Source organism: Streptomyces luteireticuli (assembly GCF_041519305.1).
GTDB classification, from domain to species: domain Bacteria; phylum Actinomycetota; class Actinomycetes; order Streptomycetales; family Streptomycetaceae; genus Streptomyces; species Streptomyces luteireticuli.
Map to the genome: position 1 here is coordinate 152,329 of NZ_CP167927.1, position 14,229 is coordinate 166,557.

15 protein-coding genes and 1 pseudogene are annotated in these 14,229 nt (G+C 74.4%); 8 read left to right on the forward strand and 8 right to left on the reverse strand.

Features of this window, described 5'->3' with window-relative positions:
• The first annotated feature begins 179 nt into the window (after positions 1–179).
• On the forward strand, positions 180–578 hold the full coding sequence (locus AB8735_RS00630) for a MerR family transcriptional regulator (RefSeq protein ID WP_344021539.1): 399 nt from the start codon (positions 180–182) through the stop codon (positions 576–578).
• On the opposite strand, the gene AB8735_RS00635 is transcribed toward AB8735_RS00630, so the two are convergent.
• Positions 535–1,665, reverse strand: coding sequence for a hypothetical protein (locus AB8735_RS00635; protein WP_372404273.1), 1,131 nt, complete (start codon positions 1,663–1,665; stop codon positions 535–537). The two genes, AB8735_RS00630 and AB8735_RS00635, sit on opposite strands and share 44 nt — an antisense overlap.
• 58 nt (positions 1,666–1,723) lie before the next feature.
• On the opposite strand from AB8735_RS00635, the gene AB8735_RS00640 reads away from it, so the two are divergent.
• The gene (locus AB8735_RS00640; protein ID WP_344021543.1) at positions 1,724–2,332 is read left to right on the forward strand and encodes a TetR/AcrR family transcriptional regulator; all 609 of its coding nucleotides are present in this window, start codon (positions 1,724–1,726) and stop codon (positions 2,330–2,332) included.
• Positions 2,333–2,447: 115 nt separating this feature from the next.
• The gene (locus AB8735_RS00645; RefSeq protein WP_344021545.1) at positions 2,448–2,801 is read left to right on the forward strand and encodes a hypothetical protein; all 354 of its coding nucleotides are present in this window, start codon (positions 2,448–2,450) and stop codon (positions 2,799–2,801) included.
• Positions 2,802–2,858: 57 nt separating this feature from the next.
• On the opposite strand, the gene AB8735_RS00650 is transcribed toward AB8735_RS00645, so the two are convergent.
• Positions 2,859–4,004, reverse strand: coding sequence for an ABC transporter substrate-binding protein (locus tag AB8735_RS00650; protein ID WP_372404275.1), 1,146 nt, complete (start codon positions 4,002–4,004; stop codon positions 2,859–2,861).
• Positions 4,005–4,369: 365 nt separating this feature from the next.
• Here AB8735_RS00650 and AB8735_RS00655 point away from each other — a divergent pair, with 365 nt between their 5' ends.
• On the forward strand, positions 4,370–5,377 hold the full coding sequence (locus tag AB8735_RS00655; RefSeq protein ID WP_372404277.1) for a DUF2278 family protein: 1,008 nt from the start codon (positions 4,370–4,372) through the stop codon (positions 5,375–5,377).
• A gap of 46 nt (positions 5,378–5,423) precedes the next feature.
• Here the strand turns inward: AB8735_RS00655 and AB8735_RS00660 are convergent, their stop codons facing one another.
• The 3 genes from AB8735_RS00660 to AB8735_RS00670 form a co-directional block, all read right to left on the reverse strand.
• Positions 5,424–5,678: a DUF6332 family protein gene (locus AB8735_RS00660; protein WP_372404279.1), complete on the reverse strand. Its 255-nt coding sequence runs from the start codon at positions 5,676–5,678 to the stop codon at positions 5,424–5,426.
• Positions 5,679–5,725: 47 nt separating this feature from the next.
• Positions 5,726–6,127: a (2Fe-2S) ferredoxin domain-containing protein gene (locus AB8735_RS00665; RefSeq protein ID WP_344021553.1), complete on the reverse strand. Its 402-nt coding sequence runs from the start codon at positions 6,125–6,127 to the stop codon at positions 5,726–5,728.
• 154 nt (positions 6,128–6,281) lie between these two features.
• Positions 6,282–7,208 (reverse strand): LysR family transcriptional regulator, encoded by a 927-nt coding sequence (locus tag AB8735_RS00670; RefSeq protein ID WP_372404281.1) that lies wholly within the window; start codon positions 7,206–7,208, stop codon positions 6,282–6,284.
• A gap of 90 nt (positions 7,209–7,298) precedes the next feature.
• Between AB8735_RS00670 and AB8735_RS00675 the strand changes: the two genes are divergently transcribed.
• The 3 genes from AB8735_RS00675 to AB8735_RS00685 all read left to right on the forward strand — a co-directional run bounded on the left by AB8735_RS00675 (position 7,299) and on the right by AB8735_RS00685 (position 10,585).
• Positions 7,299–8,387, forward strand: coding sequence for a pyridoxal-phosphate dependent enzyme (locus AB8735_RS00675; RefSeq protein ID WP_372404283.1), 1,089 nt, complete (start codon positions 7,299–7,301; stop codon positions 8,385–8,387).
• Positions 8,388–8,472: 85 nt separating this feature from the next.
• Positions 8,473–9,894, forward strand: coding sequence for a sensor histidine kinase (locus AB8735_RS00680; protein WP_372404285.1), 1,422 nt, complete (start codon positions 8,473–8,475; stop codon positions 9,892–9,894).
• A 7-nt stretch (positions 9,895–9,901) separates the two neighbouring features.
• A complete protein-coding gene (locus AB8735_RS00685; RefSeq protein ID WP_344029362.1) occupies positions 9,902–10,585 on the forward strand; it encodes a response regulator transcription factor in 684 nt (227 codons plus the stop codon).
• A 39-nt stretch (positions 10,586–10,624) separates the two neighbouring features.
• Here AB8735_RS00685 and AB8735_RS00690 read toward each other — a convergent pair.
• Positions 10,625–11,272, reverse strand: a pseudogene (locus tag AB8735_RS00690) (phosphatase PAP2 family protein); the annotation flags it as partial.
• A 450-nt stretch (positions 11,273–11,722) separates the two neighbouring features.
• Complete coding sequence (locus tag AB8735_RS00695; RefSeq protein ID WP_372404287.1) at positions 11,723–12,487, reverse strand: maleylpyruvate isomerase family mycothiol-dependent enzyme; 765 nt, start codon at positions 12,485–12,487, stop codon at positions 11,723–11,725.
• A gap of 131 nt (positions 12,488–12,618) precedes the next feature.
• Between AB8735_RS00695 and AB8735_RS00700 the strand changes: the two genes are divergently transcribed.
• The gene (locus AB8735_RS00700) at positions 12,619–13,728 is read left to right on the forward strand and encodes a PP2C family protein-serine/threonine phosphatase (protein WP_344029079.1); all 1,110 of its coding nucleotides are present in this window, start codon (positions 12,619–12,621) and stop codon (positions 13,726–13,728) included.
• A 10-nt stretch (positions 13,729–13,738) separates the two neighbouring features.
• Here the strand turns inward: AB8735_RS00700 and AB8735_RS00705 are convergent, their stop codons facing one another.
• Positions 13,739–14,182, reverse strand: a complete 444-nt coding sequence (locus AB8735_RS00705; protein WP_372404289.1) for a VOC family protein — start codon at positions 14,180–14,182, stop codon at positions 13,739–13,741.
• Between the last annotated feature and the right edge of the window lie 47 nt (positions 14,183–14,229).

Genomic DNA, 14,229 nt, shown 5'->3' on the forward strand with positions numbered 1-14,229 from the left:
CGACTCCCTTGGCGCGGTGCGGCACGCGAGTGCCGTCCCGTACGGGCCCGGCGATGCGTTCCGGCCATGAATGGCCGATAGTCGATGGAACGGGGGGATTCCACGCGCAGTGCGTTTCCGGTGTGACCGGCGCTAAAATCTGACACCTGTGTCAGAGTCAACTGCCGCAAGGAGCGACCGTGAAGATCGGCGAACTCTCCCGCAGGACCGGTGTCCACGAACGGCTCCTGCGCTACTACGAGGCCCAGGGCCTGCTGACGCCCGAGCGCCGCCCCAGCGGCTACCGCGAATACGCCGAGGCCGACGTCCAGGCGGTCCGCCGTATCCGCAGCCTGCTGGCCGCCGGCCTGACCACGGCCACGATCGCCCAGATCCTGCCGTGCCTCCGCGACGAGGACGACCGCCTCGTCCCCACCTGCCCCGACCTCCTGACGGACCTCTTCCGCGAACGCGAGCGCATCACCCGGGCGATCACCGATCTCCAGACGTCCCGTTCGGCCCTCGACGCGGTCATCGCCGCGGCGCCGGAGGACGTCACGAGCCGGGCGCAGGAGGCGCTCGACCGGGTGCCCGCCTGAAAGGGCCTCCCGCCGAAAGGGCTTCCCGCGCCCGGCCGTTGCGTCCCCCGCCGCCGGATTCCCGCTGTTCGACGGCCTTGTAGCGGTCCGCGAGCGCGTGGAACGCCTTCTTCGGCTCCCAGGGCATATCGGGGTAGGCGCGGAGGCGGTCGGGGACGTCCTGGTCGTCGGCGAAGACCTTGACGATGGCGTAGGAGGCCAGGTCCAGGTCCGGGCCGCCGTCGCGGCGGTGGGGGTGGGCGTAGCCGGCAAAGCTGAACCAGAAGACGGAGTCGATGCCTTCCTCCTCGAAGACGGTCATGAGGTCGTCGAGGTGGCGGACTTGCTCGTCCTCGTCGCGCACGAGGTCCGGTTTGAGGGTGACGCCGTCCGGCTCCATGGCCAGGAACCAGCCCGCGCCGCCGTGGTCGCCGGCTCCGCGGTAGGTGCAGCAGCCGGTTTCGAGGATCGCCACGGGCTTGCCGTGGGCGAGGCCCTCGCGCAGTTCGTCGCGGTAGGCGGCGGCGTTGCGCAGGCTGCGGAAGGCGTCGAGGCCGACGATGTCGAACGGGGTCCAGTCCACGCCGTCCAGGGGGTTGGAGGCGTAGGTGAGAGGGCCGCCGAAGACGGGGCGCACGGCGGCGACGGCCTCGCGGAGGAAGGCGTTGACCTTGTCGGGCATGCCGTCGAGGGCCGCCTCGCGGCCGGGGCCGCCCAGGACGGGGATGCGGTCGGCGAGGGTGTCGCCGGGGAGGTATCCGCGGGCGAAGACGCTCAGTTCGCAGCCGGTGACGAACCGGACGTCGGCGCCGTCGCGGCGCAGCCGTTCGGCCCGCCCGGCGGCGTCGACGAGGTGCGGCAGCATCTCGTCGTCCGTCATCTCGCAGGGGAACGGCGAGTACCAGACCTCGAGTCCGGCGGCCGCGGCGTGCCGCGCCGCGAGGTCGATCCGGTCCAGGTCGCCGCCGGTGATGCGGATCGCCGTGCAGTGCAGGTCCCGGGCGATGGCCCGTATCTCCTGCTCCACGACGCGGGGTTCGAAGGACGGGCGGGAGCTGTCGCCGTTGGGGAACGTGCCGGTGTCGTAGTGGATGCCCTTGCCGCGCATGCCACGCCTCCAATAAGAGTCGACGCGTATCTTAAGTCCCTCGATTGAGATACACGACGTGTCCAAAGAGCCCATGGAGTCCCCGCGCAGGCGCCGCCGCGGGACCGAGCTGGAGGCGGCGCTCCTGGAAGCGGCCTGGGACGAACTGGTCGCGGCCGGCTACGAACAGCTGACGTACGAGGCGGTGGCGGCCCGCGCCGGCACCAGCCGCCCGGTGCTCTACCGCCGTTGGCCGACGAAGCGGGAGCTGGTCCTCGCCGCGCTGCGGCACCGGACCCCGCCGCTGCCGGACGGGCCGCCGGACACCGGCGGACTGCGCGACGACGTGCTCGCCGTCCTGCGCCTCGTCGTCCGGCGGACGCACGACCTCGCCCCCGTCCGACAGGTGCTCGCCCTGGAGCAGGGACAGGACACGGAGCTGTCCGCGTATCTCGCCTCCCGCAACCGCGGCCCGGGCGCCGACTGGATGCGCACGGTCCTCGAACGGGCGGCCGGGCGGGGGGAGATCGGCCCGCCGGCCTCTCTTCCCGACCGGGTGGTCACGCTCCCGGTGGCCCTGGTCGTCCACGAACTGTTCCTGGCCCGCCGCACCCCCACCGACGCGGACCTGGAGGACATCGCGGACCTGCTGTTCCTGCCGCTGGTCGGGCTCCGGCACGGGAGTTGAGGACGACGGGCGGGTCCGCGCGGAATTCCCGTGGCCCCGGCGCCGTCGGCGACGTAGGATCCGTCGTCCCGGCGGGCCGCACCCACAACCCGCCCCGGAGAAACGAGCGATTCCCATGACCGGCCGACGAGCGACGACGACCCTGTGGCGGCCCACCGGCCCCAAGGAGCTGGATCTCGTCCGGGAGTCGGGCTGGCGCGCCTGGCCGCCGCGGCTGCCCGAGCAGCCGATCTTCTACCCGGTGCTCAACGAGGACTACGCGGTCAGGATCGCGCGCGACTGGAACGTCCTCCACGACGGCGCCGGATTCGTGACCCGTTTCGAGGTCGACTCGGACTTCGTGGCCCGCTATCCCGTCCAGCAGGCCGGCGGGCGGACGATCCTCGAACTCTGGGTGCCGGCCGAGGAGCTCCAGGAGTTCAACGCCCATATCGTCGGCAGGATCCAGTTGGTCCACGAGTTCCGCTGAGCGGACACGCCGGTCCCGGCGGTGGCGCGACGCCACCGCCGGGACCGGTGAAGGGCCTCAGCCCTGCGTGCCGTTCTGGTCGACGGGGTACAGGCCGAGCCTGCCCTCCGGGTCGGCCGGGTCCGCTCCCTTGACGTCACCGACGTAGAGGCTGACGCGCGCCTTGTAGCGGTCGAGCGCCGCCCGGTCGCCCATGAACCGGCCGAGCCCGAGCGGGTTCATGTTCGTGTAGTCGAAGATTCCCTTGCGCCCGGCCGGGGCGGGGACGTCCGTGCGGGCGCTCCAGCCGTAGGACTTCTCCTGGTACTGCTTGGAGAGGATCCAGCTCATGTACAGCTTGGCGGCGGCCTTGTGCGGCGCGGCCTTGAGGATCGCGCCGGTCTGCGGCCACGCGACCCACGGCGACTTCTCCGGGATGCTCGTCTTCGACAGGCCACTGGAGCTGCCCGAGCTGGCGAAGTTCGCCACATAGCCGTCGGTGCCGACCGCGGCGGAGGCGTCCGCGGTGCCGCGCACGAACTTCGGGTTCTGGGCCTTGAGCTTCTTCAGGTAGTCGAAGCCGTACTTGTCGGTCAGTTGCTTGAAGTAGTAGAGGACGGCGTCGTCGTCGTTCGGGTAGGTGAAGACGAGCTTGTTCTTGTACTCGGGCTTCAGGAAGTCCTGGGCCTCGACGGGCGCGTTGTCGCCGAGCGTGGTGGCCGTGACGTTGGCGAAGCCGATGAAGTACAGGCCCGTGTAGTAGCCGTCCTTGTCCTTGACCTTGTCGTAGACCTTGTTCCAGCCGACCGGCTTGTACTGCTCCAGCGCGCCTTCCTTCTTCCAGCGCGGGAAGTCGTCGAGGGTCTGGAGGTGGACGACGTCGGCGACGACCTTGTGCTCGGCTATCTGGTTGTCGAGACGCGCGTCGTGGTTCTTGCTGAAGTCGACGACGGTGTCGACCTTCATCTTGGGGAACTGCTTGACGAAGGCGTTCTTGAGGTAGTCGGCCTGGCCCGGCTTGTCACCACCGGCGTAGACGACCAGGCGGCCGCCCTCGGCCAGGGCGTCCTTGTAGAGCTTCTGCAGCTGCTCGTCTTCGCCGGCGGCCTTCGTCACACGAGGAGCGGAGGGGGCGGAGGGGGTGGCGGCGGCGACGGTGGCTCCGCTCGCGGCGAGCACGCCGAGGGCTACGGCCGTGGCCCAGGCCTTGCGGGAGGACTTCACGACGACTCCTTCATGGGGGGGGACGGAGTGAGATCTTGAATTTTCAAGAACTTCTGGGGGCTCACCCTAGGACTGGTTCTTTGAATCTTCAAGAAACGTCTTGACGGCGTCCTTATGCCGCGGGCCGCCCATGGATCCCGACGCAGGGTCGGTCACCGCCCGGCCCCTCCGGAGTGACGGGGCGCGCTCCCCGGACGCCGGTGCGGCGAAGAGGAGTTACCGTGGGCGCGTCACGTGCGGACAGGAGCCTCCCCGGGAGGCTCGCCATGAACGCGTTCCCGGCGCGCCGGGGACGACAGCGATCACGACCCCGCCCGGGCCGGGCCCGGGCACCTCCGACCCCCCACCGTCAACGGAGGCGGACCATGCCCATCGCCGGATACGGCGTCCTCGCCTGTCGCGCCGTCGAACGTCGCCGCGAAGGGAGCACCGGCACGCCGCACTACCAGATCCACCTCGCCGACGACCACGGCACGCACTACCGCGCCGCGGTCAACGTACTGTCCCAGCAGGCCCCGCCGGACCTGCTCTACCTGGTCGACGACGACTTCCGGCACCCCCTGACCTCTCTGCTCCCCCCTGCGGGCAGCGGCTGGACGGCGCTGCCCTCGAAGCCGGGCGGGGCCGCCCTGGACTTCATCCGCGGCAACATGTTCGCGCCCGCGTCGATGCGCACCCTGCCGCCCGATCTGCCCGGCGTGGACAACGACCTCGCCGACCTCCTGGACCACTACGTCCAGCGCGCCATCGCCGACCCGACGACGGCCGTCTACGCCTTCGGACAGCGGTTCGGCCCCGAACCGGGGCTGCCCGACAAGGTCTTCGGCTTCCGGCCGGGGAACGGCGTCCACGACATCCACATGAACCAGGGCAACGCCGGGCGCTTCACGGGCGACGACGGAGTCTGGCAGGACGGCGCGCTCCTCTTCCACCTTCCCGCCGAGTCACGCTGGACGGCGGTCTTCCTCGCCTTCCAGTCGCAGGCCTGGCACACCGACGACGTCACCGGTCACACCCTGCCCACCGCGGCCCTGCACCCCGGCGTCCCGGACGCGCCGCTCCGCGTCGTGGGCGTGCGGACCGGCGGCGCCCCCGCGGCCCCTCCGGCGGGGTCCGTCGTCCTCCTCAACGCCTCGCCCGAGCCGGTCGAGCTGAAGGGCTGGCAACTCGCCGACGCACACGGCTATTTGCTCCCCCTGGAACCCCAGGTCCTCGCTCCGGGGACCACTACGGCCGTCTCCGGCGGCAACGGGTTCCACCTCGACCCGAGCGGCGGCACGGTCACCCTGCTCGACCCCGGGGGCCTCAAGGTCCACGGCGTCGCCTACACCGATCGGCAGCGCCAACGCGAGGGGTGGACGGTCACCTTCTGAGGATCCCCGCTCCGGCACTCCGGGAACGACAGCCGCCGGTGTGCGGTCAGGCGCGCCGGCGCCTCTCGTACTGCCGCAGGACGTGGACGACGCGCAGCACGGCCAGCACACCGGCCACGGCGCCTCCGGTGCGCACGAGGAAGCGGCCGGCCCAGCCGGGCAGGTCCCAGACCGCCGCAGGGCCGGCCACGACGCCGAACACGACCGCCCCGAGGAAGGCGGCGCTCAGCAGCGCGTAGACAATCTCGACGGTCGTCGCGTCCCGGTCCTGCCGGCTTCCGGTGCTGCTCGCCATTGCCATGGGAAAAGCCTAACCGGGCACCTCGGCGGCGGTCCCGTGACGGAGGTTCAGGCGTCCACGCCCTGCCGGACGCGACGGGACGGCGTGAAGGCGTACAGGTCGAGCACGCCGGGCGGCTCGGCGAGGCCGGGGCCGCCGTCGCGTATCCAGGTCGCGATGTCGGCCGTGGCGTCCGGGTCGTTGACCAGACCGAGCCAGACGGGGCGGCCGCCGGCGGCGCGGCCCTCGGCGGAGGGCTGGACGACGATGACGTTGCCGTGTTCGCAGGCGTCGATGCAGTCGGTTACCCGGACCCGGCCGTCGGTGCCGGTCAGTTCCCGGCGCAGCCGGGCCAGTTGGGCGGCGTGGTCGACGCCGGGGATCTTGGGGGTGCCGCAACAGCAGCCGCGGCAGACGGTGACCGTACAGGGCGCGGCGGCGGGGGCGTTCTTGCGGTTGCGGCGGCTCACGGGCCGTTCTCCTTCCGGGCCCGGCGCCCGGCCGGAACCGGCCGACGGCGCGGGCCGTTGGGGCCGATGACGAGGGTGGGGCCCCCGGGTCCTGCGACGCCGGAGGGCAGGGGAAGGGTACCCGCGTTCGGGGACGGCGTCGCGCGCCCGGGCCTCAGCGACGTGCCGGTCCCGGCGTCAGCACGTCCGCCGCCGCCTCCCGCAGCGCCGCCCGGCAGGCGCGGATCGCGGGGTGGCCGCCGCGGCCGCGGCGCACCGCCGTGGACAGCGCGCGCACGGGTCCGCCGGGCAGGGGCCGCAGCGGGACGGCGGGCGGGCGGCCGCCGTGGACGAGGTCGGGCAACAGGGCGGCGGCGTGGCCCTGTTCGACGAGGCGCAGGTGCAGCAGGAGGTCGGGGGACTCGAAGCGTACGTCGGGTTCGAAGCCGGCCTCCCGGCACAGGGTGACGGTCCAGTGCCGGGCGGCGGACCCCTCGGGCTCCATGGCCCAGGGGTGACCGGCCAGTGCGCGCAGGGCGGCCGCCGGCGCGGACGGGGCGTCGGTGCCGGGCGGCAGGGCCAGCCGCAGGGCGTCGTCGCACAGCGGCTCGCGCTCCAGTCCGTCGGTCCGGGGGTGCGGCCGGCCCGGGAACTCCTCGGTGACGACCAGGTCGAAGTCGCGGGCGAGCAGCGCCGGGAGGGCCTGTTCCGGTTCGCTCTGGGTGAGGTGGACGCGCAGCCCGGGGTGGGCGGTGTGCAGCCGGGTCAGCGCGGCGGGCAGCAGGGCCAGGGCCGCGGTCTGGAAGGCGGCGACGCGCAGGGTGCCGGTGAGGCCGGTGGCGGAGGCGGCGATGTCGGCCTCGGCCTGTTCGAGGCGTTCGAGCACGGCCTCGGTGTGGGCGACCAGGATCTCGGCCTGCTCGGTGAGCCGCACCCGCCGGCCGGCGGGTTCCAGCAGCCGGACGCCGGCCTCGGACTCCAGCTGCGACAGCTGCTGCGAGACGGTGGAGGGGCTGTACGACAGGGCGGCGGCGACGGCCGCGAGCGTGCCGCGGTGCTTGAGCTCGCGCAGGAGGCGCAGCCGGTGCAGGTCGTAGGTCATGGAGGCCATTCGATCATTCAGCGGAGCTGATGGGTACTGGTGGAAAAGATGCGCTGGACCGAACGGTCCCGCGGGCCGCAGGCTGACGGGGTGACGAACACCACCGCCCTCGCCGCCCTCCCCTGGTTCTCCCGCACCGCCGCCCGCGACTGGACGTGCGCGCCCGCCCCCGTCGGGGTGCGGTCCTTCCACGCCTCCCTGCCCGGTTACGCCCCGACTCCGCTGCTGGAACTCCCGGATCTGGCCGTGGAGTTGCGGGTGGGCCGGGTCTTCGTCAAGGACGAGTCGCGGCGGATGGGGCTGCCCGCCTTCAAGGTGCTGGGCGCCTCCTGGGCGGTGCACCGGGCGCTGGCCGGGCGTGCCCGGGGGACGGTCACCCTCGTCACGGCGACCGACGGCAACCACGGCCGGGCCGTGGCCCGTACGGCGCGGATGCTGGGGCAGCGGGCGCACGTCTTCGTGGCCCGGGGCGTGCACCCGGCCGCCGTGGCCGCCATCGCCGCGGAGGGCGCACGGGTCACCGAGGCGGGCGACTCGTACGACGCGGCGGTGCGCCGGGCGGCGGACGCGGCCGCCGCACCGGACACGGTCCTGCTCCAGGACACGGCCTGGCCCGGTTACGAGCGCATTCCGGGCTGGATCTGCGAGGGGTACTCCACCCTGTTCGCCGAGGCCGACGCGCAGCTGGCCGAGGCCGGGGCCCGGCCGCCCGCGCTGGTCGCCGTGCCGGTGGGCGTGGGCTCCCTCGCCCAGGCCGCGGTCGCCCACTACCGCGGGCGGCCGAACGGGACGCCCCCGGCCCTGCTGTCGGTGGAGCCGGTGTCGGCGGCCTGCGCGCTGGAGAGCCTGCGGCAGGGGCGGCCCGTCACGGTGGAGACGGGCACCACCGTGATGGCCGGGCTCAACTGCGGCACGCTGTCCGGCCTCGCGTGGCCGTATCTGCGGGACGGCCTGGACGCGGCGGTCGCGGTCACCGACGCCGAGAGCACCGCGGCCGCCCGGGACCTGACCGCGCTCGGCGTCTCGTCGGGGCCGTGCGGCGCCGCCGCGCTGGCGGGTGTCCGCGCCGCGCTCGGCGGCGGGGACGGGGAGGCCCGGCGCGCGGAGCTGTCCCTCGGCCGCGCCTCGACGGTCGTCCTGCTCAACACCGAGGGCGCCGCGGCGAACCCGCACGCCTGACGCCCCGGCACCTCCTGTATGACGCCCTGTCCATATGACCTTCGGCGGGTACCGGACGCCGCGGATGCCGCATACGGTGCGTTCCGTGTACGGAACGACTGCGAAGAACCTCCCTCCTCTCTCCCGCGACCCGGCCACGGTGCTCGCGCCGGCCGGCGCCGTGGCGGCCGGACTGGGCGTCATCAGCCTGTGGTGGGCGCTGCCCGGCGCGGTCCTGGCCTTCCTGGCCGGGCACCGGTCGGGGCGGACCTGGCCGATGGCGGCCGCGACGGGCGCCCTGGTCGCGACGGGGGCGGCGGCGGTGACGGCCGTACCGGCGCTGTTCCCGCTGGGGGGCGTGTTCGTCCCCCTGGTGGTGGGGGTGGCGCTGCTGCCGTGGTTCGCGGGCCGGCTGTGGCGGCAGTACCAGGAGCTGGTCCGGGCCGGGTGGTCGCGCGCGGAGCAGCTCGAACGCGAGCAGCGGCTGGTCGCCGAGCAGGCGCGGCTGCGCGAACGGGCGCGCATCGCCCAGGACATGCACGACGCGCTGGGCCACGACCTCAGCCTGGTGGCGCTCTCGGCGGGGGCCCTGAAGCTCTCGCCCGGTCTGGCCGACGGGCACCGGGCGGCCGCCGAGGACGTCCGGGCCCGGGCGGCCGCGGCGGTGGAGCGGCTGGGCGAGGTCATCGGCATCCTGCGGGAGGAGACCGAGGAAGCCCCGGACGGACCGGCCGACTTCGGCCTCGGCCGGCTGGTCGGCGGTGCGGCGGCCTCCGGTCTGGAGGTGGCCCTGCACGTCGAGGGGGACGGGCCCGAGATGCCGGGCACGGTCGAGCGGGCGGCCCACCGGGTGGTGCAGGAGGCGCTGACCAATGTGGCCAAGCACGCGCCGGGCGCCTCGGCGCGGGTGCGTGTGACGCGTGCGGCCGCCGCGACCGTCGTCACGGTGGAGAACACCGCGCCGACCGCCCCGGCCTCGGGCCTCCCCGCCGGCGGCCGGGGGCTGATCGGGCTGGACGAGCGCGTCCGGCTGGCGGGCGGCTCGCTGCGGCACGGTCCGCACGAGGGGGGTTACCTCGTCATGGCCCGGCTTCCGCACACGCCCCCGCGCCCGGGAGCGGCGCCGTCCGCCGCCGGGAGCGCGGCCGGTCCGCCGGCGTCCGAGCGGCGCCGGGCCCGGCGGCCGGCGCGCCGCACCCTGGCGGCCGCCGTGGCCGTGCCACTGCTGGTCCTGGGGACGCTCAGCGCCGCGCTGACGGTGTGGAGTTCGCTGACGGTCGCGCACACCGTCCTCGAACCCGCCGCCTACGCCCGGTTGCACGTGGGACAGAATCGTCAGGACGTGGCGGCGCTGCTGCCGGAGCGCCGGCTGCCCTACCGTCCGCGGGCGGCGGAGCCGAAGGGACCGGGGGTCGAGTGCGAGTACTACGCGGTGACGGCGGACCGTTTCGTGTCCGCGGCCGGGGACGCGTACCAACTGTGCTTCCGCGACGGCCGGCTGACGGCCCTCGCGGTGCTGGAGGGGTGAGCGCAGGGTGATCCGCATCCTGGTCGCCGACGACGAACCGATGATCCGCCACGGCGTGCGGGCCGTCCTGTCGACCGATCCCCGCCTGGAGGTCGTCGCCGAGGCCGCCGACGGGGACGAGGCCGTGGACCTGGTGCTCCGTCACCGGCCGGACGTGGCCGTGCTCGACATCCGCATGCCCGGGACGGGCGGCATCGAGGCGGCCGCGCGGATCCGCGCGGCCGCGCCGGACACGGGCGTGGTCATGCTGACGACGTTCGGCGAGGACGACTACATCCTGCGGGCGCTGGCGGGCGGCGCCTCCGGGTTCCTGGTCAAGTCCGGCGCCCCCGAGGAACTGGTCGCCGGGGTGCGCGCGGTGGCCGGCGGCGCCGCCTATCTGTCACCGGCCGTCGCGGCCCGGGTCGTCGCCCATCTCGCGGCGACCGGCGCCGGGACGGCCGCCGGCCGGCGCGCCGCCGCCCGGGAGCGGGTGGCCGCCCTGACCGCCCGCGAACGGGACGTGCTGGTCCATCTGGGGGCCGGGCTGTCCAACGGGCAGATCGCCCGGCGGCTGCATGTGGTCGAAGGCACCGTGAAGGCGCATGTCAGCTCGATCCTGGCCCGCCTGGGGGTGGACAACCGGGCCGCGGCCGCGGTCGTGGCCCATGAGGCGGGCGTGGCCGCCGCGCCGGTTCCCCAGGAACCGTGACACCGGCCCCGTGGCGAACGGCAGGAGCACGAGCCACGCGGCCAGGGCGACGGCGGCGCCGAGCACGGCCCCGGCCAGGACGTCGTGGGGGTAGTGCGCGCCCACGGCGACACGCAGGGCGCAGGCCAGCGCCCCCAGGGGAAGGAGGAGCGCGGCCTGTCGCGGCCGCAGCAGGGCGAGGCCGGCCGCGAGGGCGGCGGCGAGGGTGGAGTGGTTGCTGGGGAAGGACCAGTCGCCGGGTGGCGGGCACGGGTCGACGGTGGTGACGCCGTGCAGCGCGCGGCAGGGCCGCTCCTCGTCGACGACCGTCTTGAGGAGCTCGCTGACGGCGTAGGCGGCGACGGTCGCCGCGCCGGCGAGCAGCACCCCGGCGAGCAGGTGCGCCTCGCGGCGGCGCAGGGCGGTCCAGCCGGTCCACATCAGCAGCAGCCCCAGCACCACCAGGGTTCCCTCGGTGGCCAGGGCCAGCAGCGAGCCCGTCCGGCCGGGGGCGTCCGCCGCCGCGCCGGCGACGGAGCGGTACAGGGAGGCGGACGGTCCCGAGGTGACCAGGGCCCTGCCCGCGGCGCCCGGGGCGTCCGGCGCGGCCCAGGCCAGCGTCCCGCCGGCGGCGGCGAGGGAGCCGGCCGCGCCCGCGACGCGCCGGCCGGTGGGCCGGGCGCGGTGGTGTCGTATCGCGTGTTCCATGACCCCGGACGCTACGGTTCCGCGGCGGCCCGGCACACGGCCCGAAGGGCACGCTCCCGCCCCTGACCTTCGTCGGGGTTGCGCGCCGCCGGGCGAGTCGCCCGCGCGCCCGCCGCGCCCGCCGCACTTCCCGGACAAGGTTTCCACGAGAGGGAGTTGGGGCGCACGACCGCACAACGGTGCGAGTGTCGGCGCACCCCGCCGCGCGCTACGTTGCCCGAACCGCACACACAGGAGGTGGTCTTGTGCTCCCCACGATGAACGAGCACGGCTGTCCGCCCGAGCACCACAGGACGACCGTGGACCCGGGTGGCGTGGTGCAGGAGGAGTCGTGCATCCGCTGCGGCTACACGATCACGTACGGACCGGCTCTGGCGCACCCCGGGGACACTCCGGACCGCCGACGGCACGGACCGGACAGAAAGGGGTAGTGCGGCGCGGGGCTCCGCGCTACTCCAGCCAGAACGCCGCCCCGTCCCTCCACCGCGCGAACAGCTCCCCGTCCCCGCGCACTTCGACGCTCCCCTCCGGCACGGGCCGTCCGTACATCAGCAGGAGCAGATCCGTCGCGGCACCGCGCACGCTGACGGCCGCGTCCCCGCCGCCGCGCCGCCACCGCGGGGCGGGGCCGGTGAGGTCCACGAACCACTCCGCCCCCTCCCCCGCCGAGATGCGGAGCGTGCGTTCCGGCCCCCGCAGGGACGGTGCCTCGGGGGACGTGGAGAACCCCACCCACTCGTCGAGCGCGTCCGTCCCGGCCCAGGCGTCCAGCTCGTACCGCGTCCCGGTCGCGAACGCCGCGTCCGCCCGGTGCACGGCCGTCTCGTGGGCCATCCGCCGGGCCCAGAACGCGGCCGTTCCGTCCGGCGCCGCGGTCCACACCGCCGCGTCCGGACCGGCTTCGCGCAGCGCCGCGGCGAGCCGGCCGGCGGCCGCGGCGCAGCGGGCGGCCAGGGCGGCCAGGTCCTCGTCGTCGGGGCCGGAGACGTCGTCGACCCGGTCGTCGGGGACGGGGCCGGGGGCCCGGGACGTGACGATCTCCGTGGCCCAGGAGTGCGTTCCGGCCAGGTGCCGGAGCAGATTCCCGAGGTTCCAGCCGGGACAGGTGGGGACGGGATCGGCGGTAGTGGCGCGTGCGAGATGGGACAGCAACAGGTCTGTCTGGGACAGGATTTGATCGCAGTGACGCTCGAAGTCCGCAGTGCCGGAGGCCATGAGGACCACGGTACGCGGCCGGGCCGGCCGAGGATCCCGGTGCGCCGCAGGGAGATCGCCCGGGGGCCGCCCCGGCGGTGCGGCGCGGCTCCGGACAGGCGCCCGCTCCGCCGGGAGGGTAAGCAGGAGACATGCGCCGTACGCACCGAACGTCCGGGTTCGGGGAGACCGGGTACCGCCGCCCCGCGCTGCTGGTCATGCCCGTCGTCATGATCATGGTGATCACGGCGGTGGACCTGCTGAGCGGCCCGGACATCCATCTGGGCCCGCTGCTGGTCGTCGCACCGGCGATCACCGCCGCATTCGCGGGCCCGCTGGCCACCGGCGGCATCGGGGCGCTGGCCGTGATCGCCCAGGTGCTGATCGGGGTCTTCCACGGCGGGCTGACCACCTCCAACCACGAGGCGCAGATCGCCGCCCTCGTCGCGATCTCCGGCTTCATCGTGGTCTTCCGCTGTGCGCACGAGCGCCATCTGCGGGAGCTGATCCGGGTGCGCTCGGTCGCCGACGTGGCCCAGTCCGTGCTGCTGCGGCCGCTCCCGGAGCGCAGCGGCCCGCTGCGGATCGCGTCCTTCTACGTGGCCGCCGAGGAGGAGGCGCGGATCGGCGGCGATCTGTACGCGACCGCGCGCAGCCGGCGGGGCACCCGGCTGATCATCGGTGACGTGCGCGGCAAGGGCCTGACGGCGGTGGGGGACGCCGCGCTGCTGCTGGGCGCCTTCCGGGCGGCCGCGCACCGCGTGCCCCCGCTGCCCCGCCTGGTGGCACACCTGCAGAACACCGTGTACTGGGACGCGGCGGACCCGGAGGCGGGGCCGGAGGCGTCCGAGGCATTCGTGACGGCCGCGGTGCTGGAGATCCCCGACGAGGAGCCCACGCTCGAACTGATCAGCTGCGGCCACCTCCCGCCGCTGCGGCTGCGCGACGGGCGGGCCACCCCGCTGGAGGTCCGGGACCCTGCGCTCCCCCTGGGCCTGGGCGAGGCGGACGTGACGGAGGACGACTACACGGCCGAGACCTTCGACTACCGCCCCGGCGACCTGCTGCTGCTCTACACGGACGGCGCCGTGGAGACCCGGGACGCGCGGGGCCGCTTCTACCCGCTGGTCGAGCGGATCACCTCGTGGCGGGAGACGGACCCCCAGCGGCTGGTGCACCGCATCCACGACGACCTGCTGGCCCACGCGGGCGGGGCGCTGGACGACGACGTCGCCGTCATCGCGATCGAGCGCTGCGGCTGACGGCCGCCGTTCAGGCCCCGGCCGCCGGTGCGGGCTCCTCGCCGAACACCCAGGGGGCCAGCACCACGACCCAGCCGTCCGGGTCCTCGAACAGCACGGCGCCGTGTTCGGTCCAGTACGGGTTGGCCGCCTCGACCGGGCGGTGTCCGCGCTCCTCCAGGCGGCGCGCCGCGGCGTCCCGTGCCCCGGTTCCGCGCAGGTAGAGCACCAGTTGGTTCTCCGGGTCGGGGGCGGGGATGCGGGGCGGGGCACCGTGCTGGGTGATCTCCATCTGGACGGGCGTGCCGGGCAGGCCGAAGACGACGCCGTCGTAGCCGGCGTGGCCGCGGAACGAGGCGAGCACGGGCAGACCGAGGTCGTCACCGTAAAAAGCCAGGATTGCTTCGTAGTTGGCGGTGGGGCGGGCGAACCGGACGGCGCCCACGGCGAGATGCTCGGGCCAGCTGTGTGTCATACGGCCACCTTGTCACACCAGCCCCACCAGCCTCTTCCTCCTCGCGT